A 22,887-nucleotide genomic window follows, 5' to 3' on the forward strand; every position below is an offset into this window, starting at 1 on the left:
TGGTCATTCGAACTCAGTGCGACACTGAAGGGCGCGTCAAGGTGCGCCAGAGCCCGGATGATAGAATTCCGGGTTTCCCCTACTGCGTTGCCAATGGCCAGCTTTTTCCGCCGCAACAAGCCCACCGCGCCCGACAGCTCGCGCACCTCGCGCTACAGCCTGGAAGAACTGGCAGCCGCATTCCCTACCGCACCATCGGCTGCCACGCCCGCATCTCCGATCGAGGCCATGCCGCCTGCGCAGTCCGGCACAGTGCCTGCCGCGGCGCCGCCTGTAACGCCTGCCCCCGCGGCAGAAACCACCACGCAAACCGCACCAGCGACACCGGCCGATGCGCTTGCACGCGACATCGCTGCCCGCACCGGCCAGGCGCAGAGCATCGCCGCGGTGCCGACTGCGCCCGCCGCACCCACGCCTCCCGCGCCGTCTGCGCTACAGGCATTGCCGGACCCGGCACCGGCTGCCACGCCCACCGCGCCGACGCCAGTCGTGGTGGTGGCGCCGGTCGTTGTGCAGCCCCAGCACGCGCCGATGCCGCCTGTTGCTGCCCCGGCGCAACCTGCGACCTCAACGATGCCGCCGCCGTCGGTCTCGCCACCGGTCGTTGCGGCTCCCGTTACCGCCCCGCCGGTCGCGGCACCGCCCGTGGTGGTGCCGCCTGCCGCTCCCCCGGCCGTGTCCACTCCGCCGGCAACCGCTCCTGCCGCGAGCGCAGCACCGATCGTGACCGCGCCGGTCATCGTCAGCAGCCCGGCGCCGGCGACGCAAGACAGCGACAGCATCGTCGGCCAGCACGACGCGCTGCCTGCCGCGGCGGCTGGCAAGCCGGGCTGGCGCGAGCGGCTGCGCAACAGCACCTTCGCACGCAGCTTCGGCGGCCTGTTTTCGCGCAACCCCAAGCTCGACGACGATCTGCTCGACGAAATCGAAACCGCATTGATCACCGCCGACGTTGGAATCGGCGCCACCACCGCGCTGATCGAAGGCCTGCGCAAGCGCATGAAGTCGCGCGAATTCGTCGACGCACAGGCCATGTTCAAGGCCCTGCGCGCCGATCTCATCGCGTTGCTGCAGCCGGTGTCCAAACCGCTGGTCATCGACCGCTCGGTCAAACCGTTCGTGGTGCTCACCGTCGGCGTCAACGGCGTCGGCAAGACCACCACCATCGGCAAGCTGGCCAAGCGCTTCAAGGACGACGGCAACAGCCTGATGCTGGCCGCCGGCGACACCTTCCGCGCCGCCGCGGTGGCCCAGCTGCAGGCCTGGGGCGACCGCAACGGCGTGGCAGTGATCGCGCAGGGGCAGAATGCCGATGCCGCCTCGGTGGCGTTCGACGCCCTGCAGGCCGCCAAGGCGCGCGGCACCGATATCTTGATCGCCGACACCGCCGGCCGCCTGCACACGCAGACCGGCCTGATGAACGAGCTGGGCAAGATCCGTCGCGTGCTCGGCAAGATCGACGCCGCCGCGCCGCACGAAGTGCTGATGGTGATCGACGGCACCACCGGCCAGAACGCCATCTCGCAGTTGCGTCAGTTCCATGCGGCAGTCGGCGTCACTGGCCTGGTCGTGACCAAGCTCGATGGCACCGCCAAGGGCGGTGTGGTGTTCGCGCTGGCGCGCGAGTTCAATATTCCGATCCGGTTTGCCGGCATCGGCGAACGCCCGGAAGATCTGCGCGTATTCGACCCGGTCGCCTTCGTCGACGCCTTGCTGCCGGACGCATTGGGCAGTTGAGTGGCCGACGCCTGCCCGCACCTGCAACCCCTGTACGCAAGCGCGTTGCAGGCCGGCTGCGCGGTGCAGCAGGTGTCGCATGGCTGGTCGCGCGCCAAACGCGTCCTGGAGTTCGCGCGCACCCTGCCCGCCGCGCTGCGTGCAACGCAGTGCAGCGATGCTGCGGTGTCTTACTACCACGCACCTAAGGCACCGCATTGGCCTGGCGATGAAGGCTTCTTCTGCCAGCAGTGCCTGGTCGGCATGGCGTTTCCACTGCGCTGACCTTGCCACCGCACCTGTGCCCAGCACCGCCCTCCTTCACCGCCAGCAGACCTCATGCCCGCAGATCTCGCCGCTTCATCCGCTGACGCTTTCGTCGCTCCGTTGCTGCACTGGTTCGACGGCCACGGGCGTCACGATCTGCCCTGGCAACATCCACGCGCGCCGTATCGTGTCTGGCTGTCGGAAATCATGCTGCAACAGACCCAGGTCGCGGTGGTCGTTCCGTACTTCCAGAAGTTCGTTGCACGCTTCCCGGCACTTGCCGACCTGGCGGCAGCCGACAACGACACGGTCATGGCCCACTGGGCGGGACTGGGCTACTACGCACGGGCGCGCAACCTGCATGCCGCTGCCAAACAGTGCGTCGCCCTGCATGCAGGCGAGCTGCCACGCGACTTCGATGCCTTGCTCGCGTTGCCCGGCATCGGCCGCAGCACCGCCGGTGCGATCCTGAGCCAGGCCTGGAACGACCGTTTCCCCATCATGGATGGCAATGTCAAACGCGTCATGACGCGCTTCCATGGCATTGCCGGTTACCCCGGCCTGCCGGTCGTCGAAAAGCAGCTGTGGCAGCTGGCGACAACGCACGTCGCAGATGTACCCGACGGCCGCCTGGCCGACTACACGCAGGCGCAGATGGATTTCGGCGCCACACTGTGCACGCGTGCCAAACCGGCCTGCGTGTTGTGCCCGTTGCAGGATGCCTGCGTTGCCCGCCGCGAGGGTCTGGTGGAGGCGCTGCCCACGCCCAAGCCGGGCAAGCTCCTGCCCGAGCGCGAAGCGACCGCCCTGCTGCTGGAAAACGCACACGGCGAGATCCTGCTGCAGCGCCGCCCGCCCACCGGGATCTGGGCCTCGTTGTGGACGCTGCCGCAGGCCGAGACCGACAGCGGCATGCGCGACTGGTTCGCCGCGCATCTGGATGGCGACTACGAGCGCGCTGACGAGATGGCGCCGATCGTGCACACCTTCAGCCATTACCGCCTGCATCTGCAGCCGTTGCGCTTGCGCAAGGTCGCACTGCGTGCGGCGGTGCGCGACAATGACCATCTGCGTTGGGTCGCCCGCGCCGATATGGGGTCGCTGGGCTTGCCGGCGCCGATCCGCAAGTTGCTCGACACGCTTTAAGCACGCCTCAAAGGAATTCGCATGTCCCGCACCGTGTTCTGCCAATACCAGCAATGCGACACCGACGGCCTGGATTTTGTGCCGTATCCCGGCGAACTCGGCCAGCGCATCTTCGCGCAGATCGGCAAGACCGCGTGGCAGGCATGGCTGGCGCACCAGACCATGCTGATCAACGAAAACCGGCTATCGCCGCGCGACCCCAAGCATCGCGCCTTTCTCGAAGCCGAACTGCAGAAGTTCCTGTTCGAGCGCAATGCCGATAAGCCCGAAGGCTATGTGGCGCCGCTTGGTGAAGAGTAGTCGGCGCAGATTGGGAATTAGCAGTGAGGTCGATAGCCGGAGTGCGGGATCACGCCTCACGTGGCGATGCTTCGGGCATCTGGAATGGTGATCGGCGATGACAGGCACTGGCCCATCCGACGTTGAACTGAGCGCAATCGACGCATTCATCACTGCCGCTGTCGACACGCAGTGGCAAAAAGTCGCGCTGCTGATTGCGCGAGCGCTCACTGACGAGCAGTTGAATCTGGCCGACGTGCAGGACGCGACCGACCACATCGCGCAGCGCATTGCCTGCCTTGTTCGGAGCGGTCGGCTGGAGGCTGCGGGCGATGTGTCCGACTGGCGACATAGTGAGGTGCGTCTTGCTGCGCATTCGCCGCACGCACGCTGAAACCCCCACGTCAAGGACTGCACGGTGCATCGCTGCAATTGCCCAGCCAACGGCAGATCGACGGTGCACTGCTATGGGGCAGCGCGCTATTGGCATCGGCTTGGGGCTTGCCGGGCTTTACCCGGCGGCCGCAGCCTGGGCGCGTCTGGATTACAAACGTCCAGTCGCGCCAACGATCCAAGGCACGGCCATTGATATCCGCAAAATTCCACGTCGACGCTGCAAATCATCGCGGCAGCCATCGGCAACCCCAACCACGTCTCGGTGACGCCACCGCAGCGCGGCAGCGTCACCGAGCACGACAGCGCGCTCAGCCAACGCCCGTCGGCCCATCCAGCAGCATGCGGATGCGCTTGAGCAATTCCTTTTGCGTGTATGGCTTGTTGACCACGTCGAATTCCGCCCCACCCACGTCGGTGCGCTGGATGCTGGCATCGGCGTAGCCGGTGGTGAGCAGCACCTTGATCTTAGGCAGCAGGCGGCGCGCCTCGCGTGCGAGCATCACCCCGTTCATGCCACCGGGCATGATCAAGTCGGTGAACAGCGCATCCACATCCGGGTGCTGCTCCAGCAACTCGATGGCCTCGCGTCCACTCGCTGCGGACAAAATGCGGTAGCCGGCGTTCTCCAGGAACATCTTGGCCACCACTGCCACGTCTTGCTTATCTTCCACCACCAAGATGGTCTCGTTGCCGCCCTTGTCGATGGCACGGCTCTTGACCGCCTGCAGATCGTTCTCGAACTCGGTGGATGCGGGGAAATACAGCCGCACCGTGGTGCCTTCGCCCACCTCGCTGTAAATGCGCACGGTGCCGCCAGACTGTTTGACAAAGCCGTACACCATCGACAGACCCAACCCCGTGCCCTGCCCCTCGTCCTTGGTGGTAAAGAATGGTTCCATCACGCGGCTGGCCACCTCCGGCGGCATGCCCGAGCCGGTGTCGCTGACGGCGATGCTCACATAGCGGCCGGGCGCCAGTTGGTGGTGCATGGCCAGATCGTGGCTGGTGATTTCCACGTTCTGGGTCTGCACGGTCACTTCCTTGCGCTCGGACTGCGCCATCGCATCGCGCGCATTGATCAGCACGTTCAATAGCGCAACTTCCGCCTGCGTGGTGTCGATCTGGCAGTTCCACAGCCGGTCTTCGAGCGACTGCCGCAGGCTGATGCCTCCCCCCAGTGCGCGCTCTGCCATGTTGTTCATGCCCGACACCAGGCCATTGAGATTGACCACCCGGCCCCGTAGTTTCTGCTTGCGCGAAAATGCCAGCAATTGTTGGGTCAAGGTAGCCGCCTTGGCCGCCGCGGTTGCGGCATGTTCGGCGCTGAAAGCGATGCGCTCGGCGTTGCCGCCAGCCTTGGACGCAATCATCTGGATCACTTCCAGATGTCCGGACATCACCTGCAGCAGATTGTTGAAATCGTGCGCGATGCCGCCAGTCAACTGCCCCAGTGCTTCCATCTTCTGCGCCTGGCGCAAGGCGTCTTCCGCATCGCGGCGACGGCTCACGTCCAACTGCGAGCCGAAGAAATACACCAGATTGCCCTGGTCGTCGAAGACCGGCGAGACAAACAATGCATTCCAGAACGACGAGCCGTCCTTGCGGTAATTCAGCACTTCGGTGGCGAATTCGCGGCGTTGTTCGATGGACTCGCGCACGTCCTGCACGCTGGCCGGATCGGTCTCCGGGCCCTGCAGAAACCGGCAGTTGTTGCCAATGATCTCGTCGGCCGAATACCCGGTCATCTCCAGGAACGCCCGGTTGGCAAACACGATCGGGTTATCCGGCAGATGCGGGTCGGTCACCGTCATCGGCATCCGCGTGGTTTCCACGGCGGCAAAAAAGATATCCGAGCGATGCTTTTCCACAGGCAGGCTGCGAGATTCGCTGATATGAGGCGCCCGTAGCTCTCCGTGACGGGTATCGTTCAAGTGATTGTCTCCGCGGGGCGATTCCCGTTGCCACATTCTATTTGGGCCAAGTGAGTTAATTCCTCACATCGATGAGCCAATCCGGTACGGCTGCGCGGACCGATGCAACCAAATGCAGCCCCCTTGCGTAGCCGTGCATCTTGGCAAAGCAGCCGCTTAACGCAGCACGCCCGTCCCGGCCAACACAGACACGCGCGCCCGCTGTTTTGCCGTAGCATGCCTGGGCAGTTTGCAGCTCTTGCGCCGTCGTCCCGCCGTGTCGGTTGCGTCGCGCGCGCCTTCTCCCACGCCGGCGTGCACGCCAGGCGACCATGCGGCGCCACCATGACGGGCTATGAGACCCAGATTCACGAGTTGACCTTCGGTCAGCAGACCTACGTCATCCGCGCTTTAGCGGACAAGCAGCAATTCGCCGACCCCGACGATGCGGCCGCCGACGCCGGCATTTCTTCGGCGCAATGGAGTCTGTTCGGCCAGGTGTGGCCCGCAGGCCAATTGCTGGCCCAAGCGATGGCCACACGTCCGGTGGAAGGCAAGCGCATCCTCGAGCTCGGCTGCGGTCTGGGCCTGGCAAGCCTGGTATTGCGAAAACGCGGCGCCGACGTGGTGGCCAGCGATCATCACCCCCTGGCGGAGGTATTTCTGGCGTATAACGCCGCACTCAATTCGCTGGACTCGGTGCCGTATCGCCGGCTCGACTGGGACGCGGGTGCATCGAACATGGGCCAGTTCGACATGATCATCGCCAGCGACGTGCTCTACGAAACCCGCCACGCCACCATGCTGGCCAAGTTGATCCCGGGACTGGCCAAGCCATCATGTGAGATCGTGATCAGCGACCCTGGCCGCGGCAATGCCAACGCGCTTTCGCGCATGCTGGCGGATATCGGATTCTCGTTGATCGCCGGCGAGCGCCAGGCTGCGGCGCAGGTGGCCAAGGCGCCGCGCCTGTTCGTCTATCGCCGCAATATGGACAATTGGTGGCCGGCAGACGCGTGAAAACGCCACGCCCTCACGGCACAGGCGTGTAGTCGGACAACAGCACGGGCTTGCGCGGATCGGCCTTGATCTCCTTGTGCTCGCTCAGGCGCAGCGCATCGGCGTCGGGCCTGTCATCCGTATTCAATTCCCAGGCTTCGATCACGCGCTTGTGGAACACGAATGCACGGCGTGTGCGGTCGTAGCGGAAGGTGATGTAGTCGGTCCAGTGCTGGCCGCATGCCACACCATTTTGCACCGTGAAGTAGGCGCCCTTGGCCACCAGGCCCTCTTCGCCATCCAGAAACGGATCGCATTGCCCGCCCTCGTCGGCCTTGAAGATCACCCGCGTGTTGCGTGCGGCTTCGACAATGCCACCGTCCGCGTTCGTCACCAGGACCAGCAACGTCCGCGCCGGCGCCGCACGGCCATTCGCACGCTGCGTCTGTTCTGCGGATGCACGCAATGCAACGACATAATCCTGCCGGCCATCGCCAGTGAGATCTGCGTTGGCGACCTGCATCACCGACTGCCCGGCAGGCAGTAGCTTTGCAGCGCCCGCGGGCAGCGTGGCAGCGCCAGCCGGCAGCGCTATTGTCATTGCCACCATCAACCACCAGCAGCGCGCTGTCATGGCCGTTCCCTCATCTGGTCTGCGTCGAGCGCGCAAGCATAGCCGACCATGCTCGCAGCCACGCGATGGCATGCGGTACAACGTTACGCTCACCACCGCGGCGGAGGCCAAGAAGGCCGCACCGGCGGAAGCAAACGAACCGGACGTACCCATGTTGGCGGGGTTTTGTGCGGTGACACGGGCATTGATCGATCGCTACGCTGCCGTCGCAGCGCGCTCCGACGTCATGCTCATCGACTTGCGCGGCAACATGGGCGGATTCGCCTGGCGCTCACCGGCCGCAAGCCAGTGAAAACGTACGAGATGAGCGCGTCGGGAACGCCGGGAATCGTGCATCTGGAAGCGCTGCAGGACGATGCCAGCTGCGGCAGCGTCGCTGCGCACAAGCCGCTCATCGCGCTGGTGGATGCAGGCAACCGATCGGCTGGCGAATTGCTGGCCACCTACCTGTGGGCCAGCGGCGCCACGTTCATGGGCGAGCACACCATCGGTGCCGGCGGTGGCCGGGATTCGCAAAGCCAGGGGGGTGCATTGGGCGATTCCGGATATCGCGCCCTTGTCAGCGACAATTTCTATATCTTCGATCCGACGGACAACCTGCGCGCTGGCGAGATGGACGAAGCGACGCTCGTTGACCGCGTAGCGACAGACGTTTTTTTACCCAAGCCGAAGGCACCCCTTCGCTACCCAGTCCGTCGGCGTCGTGCCTGATGTACCAGTTGCGATCGATGCGGCGGAGTTGAGCAATGGCTGCGATGGCCTACTACGGCGCGGCCTGGTGGCCGCCGGATTGGCCAGGTGATTCCCAGGCGCTTCACCGCATGCGTGTAAGCAAAGCGCACACCTGATCCAGTTCACTGTTCTGCGCGATTGCATTATCTGGACAGCATCACTGCGTCTACTGATAGCGCGTTACTGCCCATCCAGTTCGCAAGTGCGATATTCCTTCGGATCAAGAAAGTCCGCCAGACAGGACCCCACCCGCAATGCCTGCTCGCGCGCGTCGCCGCGATAGTCGCCCTCGCCCGCCCCTTCGATGGTGGCGATCGGCGCGGCGCGGTCGCGATGATAGACGAATGCGGTCGACAGCCAGCGCGTTTGGCCGGGCGCCTGACTTTCCATCGTCTCCACGCGGAACTCGCCGCAATATCCGTGGATCAATGTGCGTCGAAGTGTCTTGTGCGTCATGCGCGCAGTATCGCCACGCAGAGTTGAAGATGACGTGGAAACACCTGCCGGTCGCCGCACGCATCCACAGCGCCTGTCGCTGCACGACGCATAAGAGACGCCAGAAACCCGTGCAGATATTCGCATCGCATAGCGCCAAAGCAGCTGACAACCGACCCAGCGAAATTGCAGGCATTCGTAAATGCACAGCGAATAGAATCGAAGAGAGGTAGTGGGGGTATTGTGGTCATCAGTAGCGCGAAGGAATAACCCACTTGCGCTGCGAGACTGAAGAAATGGTGGCCGAGGACGGAATCGAACCGCCGACACGGGGATTTTCAATCCCCTGCTCTACCAACTGAGCTACTCGGCCACTAACCCAACACTGCTGACAGCGTTGCGAGGACGCGCATCATAGCGAGCAGGCGCAATTTGGGCAAGCGTTGTGACGCACTTTGTTGCAGCGGTGCGTCGGCCCTGCGTTTCTTGCGTCGGTTCACGCCGCGCGGCGGGGATGATGGCCTAGCCTGCGCGCGTCAACCGGAGATCGTCATGCGCCTGCCCCACCTGCTGTTGTCGTTGCTCGCCCTGCTGCCACTGACGGCGTTTGCGCAGCAACCGGTGCGTGCGGTGACGCAACTGGACATCTCGCGCTATGCCGGGCAATGGCACGAAATCGCGCACCTGCCGGTCTCGTTCCAGAAGAAGTGCCGTAGCGACATCACTGCCAGCTACACCTTGCGCGACGATGGCCTGATCGGCGTGCGCAATGGCTGCCGCACTGCCGACGGCAGCCTGACCCAGGCCGAGGGCGTGGCGAAACCGGTCGACGGCCACCCCGGGCAGTTGCAGGTGCGCTTTGCGCCCGAATGGTTGAGTTGGTTGCCGCTGGTCTGGGCGGACTATTGGGTGATCGCACTCGACCCGGACTACCAATGGGCGGTGGTCGGCGAGCCGGATCGCAAGTACCTGTGGATCCTGTCGCGCTCGCCACAGATGCCGCGTGCGCAGTTCGAGCAGCTCAAGGCGCAGGCCACGCAGATGGGCTACGACCTGTCACCCCTGATCGTGGCAGCCCCGGTGCTTTGACCTCGAGCCCTGGCCGACTGGCAGCGCAGCATCGAGGCTGACCGCAAGGCAGCGTCCGTACTGCGTAGTATTCTTGGCGCCGCCTTACACCCGCCAGGACCACTTACATGCGTGCCTATCGCCTTCTGATCGTGTCGCTGGCCTGCGGCCTGCTGTTGAGCGCCTGCGGTGGCGCAGTCCGCCGCGTATCCGAGCCTGCCGCCAGCATCCAGCAGCTCACCGTGCGTGCCGACGGCTCCTGGTCGGTGGACCTGCGCCTGCAGAACTACAGCAGCATCCCGATGCAGTTCGAGCGTGTGGCGCTGGACATTTCTGCCGGCGAACAGGTCGCCGGCAAGCTCGACCAGACGGTGGGAATATCGATCGGGCCGGAGACTGCAGACGTGGTGACCCTCACCCTGCGGCCCACCTCGCTAGGCCGCATCACCGTGGCCGATGTGCTGGCCGGCGGCCGCTCGCTGCCCTACACCCTCAAGGGCACGGTATGGGCCACCCCGCAGGACAAGAAACAACGCGAGTTCGCGGTGGAATCGCGCAACACGCTCAGCCCGGCCCCCGGCCTCAATGGCGTGCTGCGTTGACGCGCACGCCTCCCGCACCGCCTTTGTAAGGATCTTGCATGAGCAGCTATAGCGCCCCACTGACCGACTTCCGTTTCGCCCTGCACGACGTGCTCGGCGCCGAAGCCCTCTTCGCCCGGCTCGGCTATGGCGACGCCAGTGCCGACATCATCGACGCCGTCCTCGAAGAAGCCGGCCGCTTCACCACCCAGGTGCTGGCGCCACTCAACAGCGTGGGCGATGAGATCGGCTGCGCGTTCGACAAGAGCACCCATGCCGTCACCACCCCGCCGGGGTTTCGTGCGGCGTACGACCAATTCGTGGCAGGCGGCTGGAACGGCCTGACGGCCGAGCCCGAGTTCGGTGGCCAGGGCATGCCGCACACCCTGGGCGTGCCGCTGAGCGAAATGATCAACTCGGCCAATCTGGCCTGGGGCAACTTCCCGCTGCTCTCGCACGGCGCCAGCGAAGCGCTGCGTCAGCACGGCGAGGCCTGGCAGCAGGAAGCGTTCCTCAAACCGCTGACCGATGGCCGCTGGACCGGCACCATGTGCCTGACCGAGCCGCATTGCGGCACCGACCTGGGCCTGCTCAAGACCCGCGCCGAGTCCAATGCCGACGGCAGCTACGCCATCACCGGCACCAAGATCTTCATCACCGCCGGCGAGCACGACCTCACCGACAACATCGTGCACTTGGTGCTGGCCAAACTGCCCGACGCCCCGGCCGGCGCCAAGGGCATCTCGCTGTTCGTCACCCCCAAGTTCAAGGTGGGCCGTGACGGCGTAGTGGGCGAGCGCAACGCGCTGCACTGCGGCTCGATCGAGCACAAGATGGGCATCAAGGGTTCGGTGACCTGCGTGATGAACTTCGAAGGCGCGCAGGGCTACCTGGTCGGCCAGCCGCACAAGGGCCTGCAGGCGATGTTTACGATGATGAATACCGCACGCCTGAGCGTGGGCCTGCAAGGCATCGGTCTGTCCGAGCGCGCCTATCAGAACGCCCTGCGCTATACCCGCGAACGCCTGCAGTCGCGTTCGCTCAGCGGCGCCAAATTCCCCGACAAACCGGCCGACCCGATCATCGTGCATCCGGACGTACGCCGCATGCTGCTGACCATCAAGTCGCTGACCGAAGGCAGCCGCCTGCTGGCGCTGCATGCGGCCAGCCTGGTCGATGTGTCGCACCGCGGCGTGAGCGAACAGGAACGCGCCGATGCCGAGACGCTGGTGAGCTTCCTCACCCCGATTTCCAAGGCCTGCCAGACCGAGTGGTCGATCGAGAACACCTATCACGCGCTGCAGTGTTTCGGCGGCCACGGCTACATCCGCGAATACGGGATGGAGCAGCTGGCCCGCGATGCGCGCATCACCACCATCTACGAAGGCACCACCGGCATCCAGGCGCTTGATTTGATCGGCCGCAAGACCGCCGCGAGCCAGGCCGCCGGGCTCAAGCTGTTCCTGGCCGATGTGGAAACCTTCGCCAATGCACAGGAAGGCAATGCCGCACTGGCCGAGTTCATCAAGCCCTTGCGCGACAAGTGCAGCGAGTGGGCCATGCTGACCCGCGATGTGCTGGATCGCGCCGCACGCAATCCGGACGAACTGGGCGCTGCCAGCTACGACTATCTGTTCTATTCCGGCTATGTGGTGCTGGCGTACTGGTGGGCACGCAGCGCCGCTGCGGCGGATGCATCCGCACACAGCGACGACTTCAAGCGCGCCAAGCGCGAAACCGCACGCTTCTATTTCGCGCGCATCCTGCCGCGCACATTGACCCATGCCGCCACCATCCGCAGCGGCGCCGCCCCACTGATGACACTGGAAGCGGCGTTGTTCGGCGACGCTTGAGCGACACATCGCACAGCGGCGGTCCGTCGCCGTTGTAGGAGCGGACCTGGCCGCGACAAGGCGGCCTTGATCGACAAGGCATCGTGCCCCGGTGCGCTCCCATGGCGAGACATGGGAGATTTTGCTGCTGTTGTAGGAGCGGACCTGGCCGCGAAGAGGCGGTATCGATCTGCAAGGCGTCGCGCCCAGGTGTGCCCCTACGATTCACCAAAACCATCAACGCGCCCGAAGATTGATTCCGCAGCACGGGCGCATCGCGGCCAAGCCGGTCCTTGCTGGCCGACCCTTTGGTTGCAAGACACGCGCCAACGCCGTTCGCTGCGATACACAAACTGTCAACGATCGGGTATAAGCTGTTTTCCCGATGGAGACAGACACGCACGTTCGTGATGTGATCGTCCCCGGAGGCATCTCTGCCCCGGTCGCGGGCGGCGCTGTCGCCGCAATCCAGCAACTTCCCACCTTGCGCCTGCTTTCCCTCGATGCGCACGGCCGCGTACTGGACTGGATCAACTGGCAAGATGCGGCCTGCCTGTATGCGCGCGGCGCGGTGTCCTGGACGCTGGGCGAGCCCTGCATGCAGATCCACGGCGGCATTTCGCGGCTCACCGGTGAGCGCAGCACGCTGGAGCTGCACCCCATCATCGCCGCGCGTGGCCACGCCCGTTCGCGTGCGCTGGACCCCACCCCGACCTTGAGCAACACCGCATTGTTCGCACGCGATGCGCAGCTTTGCATGTATTGCGGCCAGCACTTCAGCCGCCCGCACCTGACCCGCGATCACGTCATGCCGGTGTCCAAGGGCGGGCGCGACAGCTGGGAGAACGTGGTCACCGCCTGCTTCCAGTGCAACTCGCGCAAGGCCAACCGCACGCCGCAGCAGGCGCACATGCCACTGCTGGCGGTACCGTACCGGCCGAGCTGGATCGAGCATCTGATCCTGTCTAACCGCAACATCCTGTCCGATCAGATGGCCTTCCTGCGCGCGCAACTGCCCAAGCGTTCGAAGCTGTCGTTGTAAGCCTGGGTGGGTGCAGACGACTGCGATGACGCACTGAACGACGCCAACACGGCTCGCGACAACGGCCGCTGCAACTGATGGCTGATCCGGCAAGCGCTCACCTCGTTTCGACAGTCGTCATCGATCAAGGGCTTGCCTGACTCGGCGTGCTTGCGTTCGACGCTGCTGTGCCATCGCCAGCGACGCCACAGGCAGAAGACGCCGCGTTGACCGACAGCACGCGCATGTGCCGGCCCACCTACGTAGCGCCTAACACACGACCAGCAGCACCCACGGCCACCACGCTGCGCCGCCTGCACGCTGCAGTAGATGCCACGACGCACCGCCCTCGGGGTGCGGCAGATTGCCGCAGGCTCCAGCAACGCCCGCACACGCCAGCAACAACGGCACACTCGACCATCACCACCCGCTGACAGCTGAACCGGTTTGCTTGCCGGGCCTTCGCATGGGGAGGACAATATGGCTTCAGAACATTGACACGATGATGATCGACTCCACCCGCTACCCGCGCCTGTCCCGCATCCAGACTCCCGACGACCTGCGCAGCTTCGACGAAGCCGAGCTTGCGGCGATCGCCGATGAGCTGCGTGCCTATCTCATCGAATCGGTCGGCAAGAGCGGCGGGCACTTCGCGGCCGGCCTGGGCGTGATCGAACTCACCGTCGCCCTGCACTATCTGTATCAGACTCCGGTCGATCAGCTGGTATGGGACGTTGGCCATCAGACCTACCCGCACAAGATCCTGACCGGGCGGCGCGACCAGATCCACACCGTCAAGCAGAAGGACGGCGTTGCGCCGTTTCCCAAGCGCGAAGAGAGCGTCTACGACACCTTCGGCGTGGGCCATTCGTCCACCTCGATCTCTGCAGCGCTCGGCATGGCGATTGCCGCGCAGCGCAATGGCGACGACCGCAAGGTCGTGGCTGTGATTGGCGATGGCGCGATGACGGCCGGCATGGTCTACGAGGCGCTCAACCACGCCGGTGGCATGGACCCGGAACCGAACCTGCTGGTGATCCTCAACGACAACCGCATGTCGATCTCCGAAGCGGTGGGCGGGCTGACCAAGATGCTGGGTCGCGCCAGCGGCAGCCGCACGCTCAACGCCATCCGCGAAGGCGGCAAGAAGATCCTCGGCGACAAGAAAAACAACCCCACGGCCCGCTTCGTACGGCGCTGGGAAGAACACTGGAAAGGCATGTTCGTGCCCTCCACGCTGTTCGAGGAAATGGGTTTCCATTACACCGGCCCCATCGATGGCCACGACCTGCCCGGCCTGGTCGGCGCGCTCAAGACGCTGAAGACCCTCAAGGGTCCGCAGCTGCTGCACGTGATCACCACCAAGGGCAAGGGCTACGAGCTGGCCGAAGGCGACCAGATCGGCTATCACGCGGTCGGCCCGTTTGACCCCAGCAAGGGGCTGGTGGCCAAGACCGGCGCCAGGAAGCCGACCTATACCGACGTCTTCAGCGACTGGGTCTGCGACATGGCTGCCGCCGAGCCCAAGTTGCTGGTGATCACCCCGGCGATGCGCGAAGGCTCGGGGCTGGTGCGTTTCAGCAAGGAATACCCGCAGCGCTACTTCGATGTAGCCATTGCCGAGCAGCATGCGGTGACGCTGGCCGCCGGCATGGCGACCCAGGGTGCCAAGCCGGTGGTGGCGATCTATTCCACCTTCCTGCAACGCGGTTACGACCAGCTGGTGCATGACGTGGCGGTGCAGAAACTGGACGTGCTGTTCGCGATCGACCGCGGCGGCGTGGTCGGCCCCGATGGCGCCACCCATGCCGGAAATCTCGATCTGAGCTTCCTGCGCTGCGTACCGCACATGGTGGTGATGGCGCCGGCGGACGAAGCCGAATGCCGCCAGATGTTGAGCACCGGCGTGCGTTACGAAGGCCCGGCGGCAGTGCGCTACCCGCGCGGCACCGGCCCCGGCGTGGCGCTCGACGCAGCGCTGACCACCCTGCCGATCGGCAAGGCGCAGCTGCGACACAGCGGTACCCGCCTGGCGTTGCTGGGCTTTGGCGTTACCGTGGAAGCAGCAGAAGCGGTCGGCCGCGAGCTGGGGCTGACTGTGGTCAACATGCGCTTTGTCAAACCGCTCGACAAGGCGATGCTGCTGGACCTGGCCAAGACCCACGACGGCTTCGTGACCATCGAAGACAATGTCGTCGCTGGCGGCGCCGGCTCGGGCGTGGCCGAATTGCTCAATGCCGAAGCCATCACCATGCCCATGCTGCACCTGGGCCTGCCGGACAGCTTCCAGCACCACGCCAGCCGCGAAGATCTGCTGGCCGAAGCCGGCATCGACCAGGCCGGCATCCGTGCCGCCGTGCTCAAGCGTTGGCCGCAGCTGATGGCCGGCACCACCGCACCGCGTAACGCCGCTGCGGGTTAAGCGCGTTGCCATCCACGCGACCGGTTCGTCGGTCGCGTGGACCCGTAGGTATCTGCGATTCCAGGACACGTTGTGTGCGACGTGCTCGCGCTGAGTCCCTATTCGACTAGCGCCTTGCTCGGTGCGTCTGAGTCGTCACGCAAATGCGCGCGATTAGATCCGCGCGCAATATGGCCTGCATGCGATGAAGATCGATGACTCGCCAACACAGCGATGCGCGCGTCGTGTCAGAAGACGCCCGCAGCCCTTGAGCAACCGGGTCAGAGGCATCCGCAGCGCCAACACCGAGCGTAGGTATTGCAGGAAGAATCGGCTTGATCAGTCGCTGCGCCAATGCGCATTGCATCTGCAAGAGCAACGCACGCCACGCATCACATCTGGGCTGCCAGGGCGTCGGTGCTCGGCACGGTCCCGGTCTGCGCGAAGGCCTCCACCAGCCCCACGACGCGCGCCTGCACAGCGATCTGCTGCAACTCTGCCTGCAGACGCAGTACATCCGACGATGGTCCCGGCGCCCTCAGCGCCTCGCCCAGCACGTCGGGCAACGCACTCAGCTCACGCAGCCAGGTTGCGGCACCTGCGGCGTGCAGCCGTGCCGCATGGTCGAACTGGTCGTAATCCAGCGGATACACGATCGACGGCAATCCTGCGGCCAGGCAGGCATACAGAATGCCGGCACCGCCGTGATGCACGACCAGGGCGTAGCGATGCAGGTGCTGCGCGTAATCCAAATACGGCAGACGCCGATAATTGCCCTGCCCTGGCTGATGTGGCGCGGTCGTATCGCCATCGCTGAAATGAAAGATCACCTCGGGAAATTGCGGCGCCAGCGCGCGCAGCACGCCATTCATGCGCTGCTTGACCCACTGCAGATGCGTGCCCAGCGTGACCAGCACATGCCGATGGCCGGGCACGAAGTCGGGTGGCGCCACCGTGGACGGCGGCGTACACAACTGCGGCCCGACGAAGCGCACCGCCGCCGGCCAGCGCTGCGCGAATTCAAACGACGGCAGTCCCAAGGCCAGGATGCACTGCGGCGAATACACCGCCTCGCTGCGATCGCTGCGGTATAGCGCCGGCAAGCCGCAGGCGTGCATCTGGCGCCGATAGCAGGCATGCAAGGTGCGCTTGAATCCGCGTGTGAGCCGGCGCGCCAGCGCATGCCAGGCACGCTGGCGCAGGGTGGTTGCAGGCAACAACCCACCGAAGTAGGCAGGCGGGCCGTCCGGGGTTTCGATCACGCAGGGCGACGGCATGCTGGTCCACCACGCAATCCCCATGCCCTGCGCCGTCAGGCCGGCGCTGGGCAGGGTGAAATCCACGATCACCAGATCCGGCCGTCGTTCGCTCCAGCGCGCCTGCAATGCGGTGCCCACGCGTGCCATCAGGCCAAGCGCGTCATGCAGCTGTCGACGTAGACGCAACGGGTGATGACCTACGGCGTGCGGTGGGTTGGCGATCTGCATCAAGATGCGATCGGCCTGCACGTCCAGCACGCTCGCCGCGTGCAACCCGCAGGCAGCGATACGCGCCTGCGCCGCCGGGGTGCTGATGACATGGACGTCATGCCGGGCCGCGAGCTGACGCGCAATGGCCAGGATCGGATGCAGATGGCCGCTGTACGGTGGGGCGATCAGGTCAATCCGCATCCGCATGGCTCCGCAGGGTTTGTTCGACCTCGGCCACAAAGGCCTGGCAGCTTGCCAGCACCGCTGCATCGCGCAGGTAGTCCATATGACCGCAGGCGGGCGTCAGCTCAGCTGCAGCGTCGAACAGCGCGCGCGAAATCCAGTCGCCCTGCCCTTGCACCACCCGCAAGCGACTGAATGTCGCCGGCGCGCGACAGACCGGGCCGTACGCAAACACGGCCAACCGCGCACGTAGCGCCTGCGGCAACTGCAGTGCCGTCAGCACCTGCAGACCGCAACTGCCGGCCAGCAACACCGTCATCGGCGCCTGCTGCAGCAATGCACCGACCCGCGCGCGATCGGCCTCTGCAACGCGACCGGCACGCGCCTGCAGATACTGGCGCGCGTTGGACAGGCTCGCGCGCCACAGCGGTATGCGCCGGTGCGGAGCACTGACAAGCCAGTACGGATAATTGCAGGTCAACAGCCGTCGGCCCGGGCCTTGCAGCATGTGCAGAAATGCCAGTTGCTCCGCACTCAGGGCGCAGCGCGCCGGGTCGCTTTGCCCGGTCAGGAACGCGATCTGCAGCGGCGCGGCGTCACTGCGCACGGAAGCAGCCGTTCGACAAGACCCGGTACCGGCGGGTGCGCCAGCGGATGGTGCGCACCATTGTGGCATGCAGCAGATGCAGCGGTTGCAGACACTCGGCGCAGAGCGACCACAGCGGGCGATGGCGCAGCGCACCGGTCACGCGCCATTGCACGGCACACAGCAGCGAAGCACGCACCACCACCGTGGTAACGAGGCCTGCCAGCACCGGCCACGAAGGCCAGAGGCAGGTGCCGATCAACACGGCAACCAGCATAAGCGGCGGCAAGCCTTGCAAGAGACCGATGGCGCTGCGTGTGCGTACACGTTGTCGCCGAAGCAGGATCAAGGCGAACAACATCCAGCGATGCATCTGCCGCGTGTAGCTGCCCAGATCCGGCATTGCGGTGCGCATCGCCACCGGCGCAGTGGATTGCCACAGGCGCCCGCCGCGTTCGCGGACCAGCGTGGCAACCGCCAGATCGTCGGTCAGTTGTTCCAGCAACCCAGCAAAGCCGCCCCACGCACGCAGTTGCGCGGTGCGCACGGCGTAGCACATGCCATTGATGGTCAACGGCGCCGCAAACGGCAGCCAGCCGAGATAGGTGAGCGCCGCATTGTTGTTGACGAACTGCGACAACAGGCGGCCCGCCAGCGTGTCGCTGTCGCAGTAGTACGGCAATGCGGTCACGACGTCGGCGTGGTTCATATCCTGCAGCAGCTGCAACAACGCCGGTTCACTCAGCTGCGCATCGTCGTCCAGGATCAGACAGATCGGCGCCTGCACCTGGGCAAGGGCGTACTCGAGTTTCCACGCCTTGGGATTGATGTTGGGCGGCGCCGCAGGCACCAGCATCCGTGTGATTCGCATCTGTGGATGCTGTATGGCCAGCGCGTCTGCGACCGCGTTCCCCGCTGCGTCGTCCGCGTCCAGCAGCCACCAGAACTGCGCATGCGGCAACGCCTGCAGATTGGCCGCCAGCACGCTATGCAAATGCGCGTCACCGCCAAGAATCGGCTGCAGGATCGCCACCTCTGCCTGGGTACCGGCAAAACCGCGTGCAGGCCGTGCATGCGCGTTGCGCATGACCCACAGCACCGCAGCCGTCTTGAACAGCAGCAGGCTCAGGTACAGCGCCGCCAAGGCGAGCACGGCTACATCCACTGCGCCGCCTGCCAACGCACGAAGGCCTCGATGCCCTCTTCCACGCCCACGCTGGGAGCCCCCAGATCGGCAAGCATGCGTTGCGGATTGAAGGTCTTGGAATAGGCAAACGCACCGACGCCGAACCGCGTGATCGGCGGCTCGCTGCGCAAGCGCAGCACGCGATACAAACCCTCCACCATGCTGGCCATGCGCAGCGCCGTGCCGATGCGCACTTCGCGGTGCGGTAACGGCAGCTGCAGGCGCGCCAGCACATCCAGCACCGTTTGCTGCAGATCCACAGGCTGCGCGTTGGTGAGGTTGTAGGCGCGTTGCAGTTGCGGTGCCGTGGCCGCGCGGTAGAGGTAGTCGCAGAGCGTGTCGATATAGATCAGATCGCCGATCACCGGCTGGGTCTGGCCCACAAAACGCGGCAATGCACCCTTGCGCGCAGCGGCGATCACGCGCGGGAACAACACCGTGTCGCCCGGCCCGAACACCGCGCGCGGGCGCAGTACCGATGCCTGCCCCGGATAGCGCTCCAGCAAGGTTTCGCCGAGGTATTTGGTGCGTGCGTACGTGTTGACGAAGTCCGGGCCGATGGGGCTGCCTTCGTCCAGATCATATTGATGCGCCTCCCGGTAGAACACCGAGCTGGAGGACACATACAGCAAGCGCGGGCAGCCGTTGCGCAGGCAAAAATCGATGACATTGGCGGTGGCCTGCACGTTGTGCAGGTGGAACTGCGCGCGGCTCCCCCAAGGGGATGCCAGGGCCGCCGCGTGGATGACCACATCCGGCCGCCAGTCCAGCGAGAACGGTTGGCTCAGATCGATGCGGTGATAGTTGGGTAGCTCGCTGGCACGCCGCCCGATACCGTGAATCTCCACGCCGGGCTGCCCCTGGAAACGGCGCAGGAACGCGCCGCCCACAAAACCGGATGCGCCGGTCACGAGAATGCGCAGGCTCATCGCCACTCCGGCTGGTAACGGTCAAGACTGGGTTGGCAGTGCGACGGCAGGATCGCCAACTCCGGATGCGCCTGCGACAAACCGTGCAACTGCCGCACGGTGCGCTGAAACGCGCTCCAATCGTGCATCAGCAACCGCGTGGGCCACGCCGGCCACTGCAGCGTTGCCCAGGTGGCCGACGACCACACCGCATCCGCGCAGAGCAGCACCTCGCGGTCGTGCTGGTCGCGCAACCACACGCCCATCTGCCCGGGCACGTGGCCGGGCAGTGGCACGGCGAGCACGCTGCCGTCTTCGAACAGGTCGTACGCCGTGCCCAGGCCCTTCCAGGCCCCGCTCAGCTCGCGCTGAGGCGCCTGCTCGGCGAACTGCAGGCGCCGATCGAAATCCTCCGGCAGCAGCTGCGGCAGCAAGGCACGACGCAATCCTCCCAGGCGCGAGCAAGTCCGCAACTGCTGATAGTCCGCGCGCAGACAGATGAAGCGCGCGTTCGGCAGGTCGCGCAGGCCACCCACATGGTCGGCATGGAAATGCGAAATCAGGCACCAGCCGATCTCGTCCAGCTGCACACTGCGACGTGCCAGCTGCGCGCGCAGGGTTTCGTGCGTGGGCAGGGTCACCGGGGTGGTCCAGCGATACAGGCGCTCCGGCCAGGGATCGGTAGCCTGGAAAAAATGCGCGGCATAGCCGGTGTCGTAGAGCATCGCTCCCCGCTGCGGATGCCGGATCAACACGCTCAACGCGGGAAAGTCCACCGCATGCCAATGGCCGTCTGCACGCACCATGCGCTCGCAATGCCGGCAGTGGCCGACCCGCAACAGCTCAAGAGAGACGCGCACGCGCATCAGTAGCGCAACACCATGCCGCCAATCGCCAGACCGGCGCCGGTGCCGAGGAGCGCGATCACGTCGCCGCGTTGCAACTGCCCATCGACGCAGGCGTGATGCAAGGCGTGCGGGAGCGAAGCGGCCACCTGGTTGCCGGTGGCGTGCAGGATGCGCACGACCTGCTCGCTGCGTAGCCCCAGCGATTGCACCACGTGATCCAGTCCGCCACCGGAGGCCTGGTGCGGCACCAGGTAGCGCAGCTGCGGCACAGTGACGCCGGCCTCGTGCAGCAACTGCTGCCAGAACGCCGGCAGATGCCGCGCAGCAAAGCGGTAGGCGCTGCGCCCATCCATCCAGAACGTGCGCGACGCATCGGCTGCGCTGTGCTGTGTCTGCGCTGCGCGGGTACCGCCGCCGCGAATGCGGCACACGTCCGCGCCGCTGCCGTAGCTGGACAGACGACTGGACAGCAACGCCGAACCGTCATCGGCGCTGCTGCGCCCGACCACCACGGCCGCAGCGCCATCGCCGAACAGACCGGCGGTGGCCGGTACTGTGTCGTCCAGACCGGCCGAGGCCACTTCGCTGGAGACGATCAACACGCGCTGGTAGCGGCCCAGCGCCAGTGCGTTGGCGGCCATGTCCAGCGCCACCACAAAGCTCAGGCAGGTTGCATTGACGTCGAACGCGGGAATGCCGGAATCGCCAAGCCCGAGTGCGCGCTGGATCAGCACCGCCTGGCAAGGAATGGGCTGCTCCATCACGCTGCAGGCAGAGATCAGGCAATCGATCTGGCTGCTGTCGATGCCCGCGTTGGCCAATGCCTGCTGCGCGGCGGCGGCCCCCATCGACGATGCGGTCTCGCCCTCGCCGACGTAATGGCGCGTGGCGACTCCCAGGCGCGCGAAGGTGGTGCCGGCCGGCAATTGCCAGCGCGCATCCAGCTCATGCGAAGTGACTTCCCTGGCCGGGACGTGGCGCCCGGTACCGAGGATGCGCAGCGGCAATGCGTTCAACGCGGAGCTCTCTGTGAACAAGGCGCGCAGCATACCGTGGCTGCCTGGGCTGGCCTAACCCAAGGTGGCGGCGATCACGTGGCGGCCAGCGCGCGCTGTCGGTGATCGTAATCGGGGTTCGCTCGACTGCTGCCTGGCGACTGGCAACTGGTCTTCCCCGCAGCTGGTAACGCACGCTGTGGCGCTTGGCCTCCTTCCCCGGCGGCTTTACGACGCGCGCATGCGCTCAAGGCGCCTCCACCTCGTACCCAAGCGCCTGCAGTCGCGCCAGATAGCCATCCGGCGTGGTCATGCGGCTGATCGGCAGCACTGCGAACGTGCTGCGATTGCGCTGCAGCGCGGTGGTGGCGATGCCGAGCCAATGCTCGCGCATGCGCCGCTCCAGATCGTCGACGCCGCGCTTTCTGGCGGCGCCGGAGCTGGCCATCGCGCTCATGCACGCCGCTTGCGGATCTTCGCGCGGCAGTTGACGCAAGGCCTCGATATCGCCCACCGACCAGGCGTTGGCGCGCTCGACCATGGTCGGCAGATCGCGCTCCACGGTGACCAGAATGCTGCGAAAGCAGTCAGTATCGTCCATGCCGCCGGCACGGAACTCCTTGAGCGCCTGACGCGGGTCCTTGATCTTGTAGTCCAGCGTGGTGGACGTGGGCTTGATGCCTGCGCGCTTGGCCGCGCGTTCCACCACCGACCAGATCACCGGCGAACGGGCAAGGCCGGAACGCTTGATCGCGGCCTGATACAACTCGCCGGCTGCCAGCATCGGGCGTTTGCGCTCCACGCCGCGATCGCTGCCGATATAGCGCGCCTTGGCCACGCTCCAGCGCGCATACAACTCGGCCGGCAACACGTCACGCAGTTCGCGGTCGTCTTCATTCTTCATCGCCTTCATCGCCGATGGCAGCAAGGTCAGCTTGCCGAAAAAGCCCATGTCCGCATCGATCTGCACGGTCGGCGCCATCAGCACCTGCTGGGATTGGCCGATGATGGTTTGCACTTCGGTCGACTGCCATTGCAGCCGTTTCGGCAAGGGCGACAAGGTGCCCAGGATCCACAACACGTGGTCGCCCTTGCTGACCTTCCACAACCCCGGACCGGGCTGCACGCCACGCACGACCATGGCCTCCAGGTCGACCACCGGCGGTGGTGCGGCCGAGGTTTGCGGCGCACGCTCGCTGCCAGCGGCCAGCATCGATGCCAGCATCAAGCCGGCGCCCCATAACGTTGCGCTGTATCGCATCACGTGTTGCCCCCTGTTTGAAGCGGACAGTACG

22 protein-coding genes and 1 tRNA gene are annotated in these 22,887 nt (G+C 65.4%); 12 read left to right on the forward strand and 11 right to left on the reverse strand.

The genetic code is table 11. The features are described from left to right. Positions 1-93: 93 nt before the first annotated feature. From ftsY to BJD12_RS03790, 5 genes are all read left to right on the forward strand, one after another. Positions 94-1,737, forward strand: a complete 1,644-nt coding sequence (ftsY, locus tag BJD12_RS03770; protein WP_005990528.1) for a signal recognition particle-docking protein FtsY — start codon at positions 94-96, stop codon at positions 1,735-1,737. Beyond that, on the forward strand, positions 1,738-2,001 hold the full coding sequence (locus BJD12_RS03775) for a hypothetical protein (protein ID WP_005990530.1): 264 nt from the start codon (positions 1,738-1,740) through the stop codon (positions 1,999-2,001). It begins immediately after the preceding gene. 54 nt (positions 2,002-2,055) lie between these two features. Beyond that, positions 2,056-3,129, forward strand: coding sequence for an A/G-specific adenine glycosylase (gene mutY, locus BJD12_RS03780; RefSeq protein WP_042827795.1), 1,074 nt, complete (start codon positions 2,056-2,058; stop codon positions 3,127-3,129). Positions 3,130-3,150: 21 nt separating this feature from the next. After that, the gene (locus BJD12_RS03785; RefSeq protein ID WP_005990534.1) at positions 3,151-3,429 is read left to right on the forward strand and encodes an oxidative damage protection protein; all 279 of its coding nucleotides are present in this window, start codon (positions 3,151-3,153) and stop codon (positions 3,427-3,429) included. A 97-nt stretch (positions 3,430-3,526) separates the two neighbouring features. Then, positions 3,527-3,802 (forward strand): DUF3658 domain-containing protein, encoded by a 276-nt coding sequence (locus tag BJD12_RS03790; RefSeq protein ID WP_005990536.1) that lies wholly within the window; start codon positions 3,527-3,529, stop codon positions 3,800-3,802. A gap of 310 nt (positions 3,803-4,112) precedes the next feature. Here BJD12_RS03790 and BJD12_RS03795 read toward each other — a convergent pair whose 3' ends face one another. Next, positions 4,113-5,735: a hybrid sensor histidine kinase/response regulator gene (locus BJD12_RS03795; protein ID WP_042827796.1), complete on the reverse strand. Its 1,623-nt coding sequence runs from the start codon at positions 5,733-5,735 to the stop codon at positions 4,113-4,115. A gap of 324 nt (positions 5,736-6,059) precedes the next feature. Between BJD12_RS03795 and BJD12_RS03800 the strand changes: the two genes are divergently transcribed. Then, entirely contained in the window at positions 6,060-6,734 is a 675-nt protein-coding gene (locus BJD12_RS03800) for a class I SAM-dependent methyltransferase (protein ID WP_005990540.1), read from the forward strand. A 13-nt stretch (positions 6,735-6,747) separates the two neighbouring features. On the opposite strand, the gene BJD12_RS03805 is transcribed toward BJD12_RS03800, so the two are convergent. Continuing rightward, complete coding sequence (locus BJD12_RS03805) at positions 6,748-7,347, reverse strand: hypothetical protein (protein ID WP_005990542.1); 600 nt, start codon at positions 7,345-7,347, stop codon at positions 6,748-6,750. Between the two features lie 48 nt (positions 7,348-7,395). Here BJD12_RS03805 and BJD12_RS24080 point away from each other — a divergent pair, with 48 nt between their 5' ends. Beyond that, entirely contained in the window at positions 7,396-8,058 is a 663-nt protein-coding gene (locus BJD12_RS24080; RefSeq protein WP_126936618.1) for a S41 family peptidase, read from the forward strand. Positions 8,059-8,259: 201 nt separating this feature from the next. Here the strand turns inward: BJD12_RS24080 and BJD12_RS03820 are convergent, their stop codons facing one another. Both BJD12_RS03820 and BJD12_RS03825 read right to left on the reverse strand, forming a co-directional pair. Next, entirely contained in the window at positions 8,260-8,535 is a 276-nt protein-coding gene (locus tag BJD12_RS03820) for a hypothetical protein (protein ID WP_039420444.1), read from the reverse strand. A 276-nt stretch (positions 8,536-8,811) separates the two neighbouring features. Continuing rightward, positions 8,812-8,887 (reverse strand) — tRNA-Phe (locus BJD12_RS03825). 179 nt (positions 8,888-9,066) lie between these two features. Here BJD12_RS03825 and BJD12_RS03830 point away from each other — a divergent pair. The 5 genes from BJD12_RS03830 to dxs all read left to right on the forward strand — a co-directional run bounded on the left by BJD12_RS03830 (position 9,067) and on the right by dxs (position 15,438). Then, positions 9,067-9,603 carry a lipocalin family protein gene (locus tag BJD12_RS03830; protein ID WP_005990549.1) on the forward strand — a complete coding sequence of 179 codons (537 nt, stop codon included), beginning with the start codon at positions 9,067-9,069 and terminating at the stop codon, positions 9,601-9,603. 107 nt (positions 9,604-9,710) lie between these two features. Beyond that, positions 9,711-10,184, forward strand: a complete 474-nt coding sequence (locus BJD12_RS03835) for an LEA/WHy family protein (RefSeq protein ID WP_005990550.1) — start codon at positions 9,711-9,713, stop codon at positions 10,182-10,184. A gap of 38 nt (positions 10,185-10,222) precedes the next feature. Then, positions 10,223-12,016 (forward strand): acyl-CoA dehydrogenase C-terminal domain-containing protein, encoded by a 1,794-nt coding sequence (locus tag BJD12_RS03840; protein ID WP_005990552.1) that lies wholly within the window; start codon positions 10,223-10,225, stop codon positions 12,014-12,016. 364 nt (positions 12,017-12,380) lie between these two features. Beyond that, positions 12,381-13,037: an HNH endonuclease gene (locus BJD12_RS03845; protein WP_039420446.1), complete on the forward strand. Its 657-nt coding sequence runs from the start codon at positions 12,381-12,383 to the stop codon at positions 13,035-13,037. Between the two features lie 484 nt (positions 13,038-13,521). Beyond that, positions 13,522-15,438: a 1-deoxy-D-xylulose-5-phosphate synthase gene (dxs, locus tag BJD12_RS03850; protein WP_042827803.1), complete on the forward strand. Its 1,917-nt coding sequence runs from the start codon at positions 13,522-13,524 to the stop codon at positions 15,436-15,438. A 371-nt stretch (positions 15,439-15,809) separates the two neighbouring features. Here the strand turns inward: dxs and BJD12_RS03855 are convergent, their stop codons facing one another. From BJD12_RS03855 to BJD12_RS03885, 7 genes are all read right to left on the reverse strand, one after another. Next, positions 15,810-17,087: a glycosyltransferase gene (locus BJD12_RS03855; RefSeq protein WP_005990558.1), complete on the reverse strand. Its 1,278-nt coding sequence runs from the start codon at positions 17,085-17,087 to the stop codon at positions 15,810-15,812. Next, positions 17,077-17,676 carry a hypothetical protein gene (locus BJD12_RS03860; protein WP_005990560.1) on the reverse strand — a complete coding sequence of 200 codons (600 nt, stop codon included), beginning with the start codon at positions 17,674-17,676 and terminating at the stop codon, positions 17,077-17,079. Before BJD12_RS03860 ends, BJD12_RS03855 begins: the two co-directional genes overlap by 11 nt. Next, positions 17,666-18,820, reverse strand: a complete 1,155-nt coding sequence (locus tag BJD12_RS03865) for a glycosyltransferase (RefSeq protein ID WP_039420478.1) — start codon at positions 18,818-18,820, stop codon at positions 17,666-17,668. Before BJD12_RS03865 ends, BJD12_RS03860 begins: the two co-directional genes overlap by 11 nt. Next, positions 18,811-19,770 carry an NAD-dependent epimerase/dehydratase family protein gene (locus tag BJD12_RS03870; RefSeq protein WP_005990564.1) on the reverse strand — a complete coding sequence of 320 codons (960 nt, stop codon included), beginning with the start codon at positions 19,768-19,770 and terminating at the stop codon, positions 18,811-18,813. Before BJD12_RS03870 ends, BJD12_RS03865 begins: the two co-directional genes overlap by 10 nt. Then, the gene (locus tag BJD12_RS03875; protein ID WP_058562635.1) at positions 19,767-20,615 is read right to left on the reverse strand and encodes an MBL fold metallo-hydrolase; all 849 of its coding nucleotides are present in this window, start codon (positions 20,613-20,615) and stop codon (positions 19,767-19,769) included. The genes BJD12_RS03870 and BJD12_RS03875 overlap by 4 nt, the downstream gene beginning before the upstream one ends. Beyond that, positions 20,615-21,646: a 3-oxoacyl-[acyl-carrier-protein] synthase III C-terminal domain-containing protein gene (locus BJD12_RS03880; RefSeq protein WP_005991604.1), complete on the reverse strand. Its 1,032-nt coding sequence runs from the start codon at positions 21,644-21,646 to the stop codon at positions 20,615-20,617. Before BJD12_RS03880 ends, BJD12_RS03875 begins: the two co-directional genes overlap by 1 nt. 193 nt (positions 21,647-21,839) lie before the next feature. Beyond that, the gene (locus BJD12_RS03885; RefSeq protein WP_005991606.1) at positions 21,840-22,853 is read right to left on the reverse strand and encodes a TraB/GumN family protein; all 1,014 of its coding nucleotides are present in this window, start codon (positions 22,851-22,853) and stop codon (positions 21,840-21,842) included. Between the last annotated feature and the right edge of the window lie 34 nt (positions 22,854-22,887).

Source organism: Xanthomonas vesicatoria ATCC 35937 (assembly GCF_001908725.1).
GTDB classification, from domain to species: domain Bacteria; phylum Pseudomonadota; class Gammaproteobacteria; order Xanthomonadales; family Xanthomonadaceae; genus Xanthomonas; species Xanthomonas vesicatoria.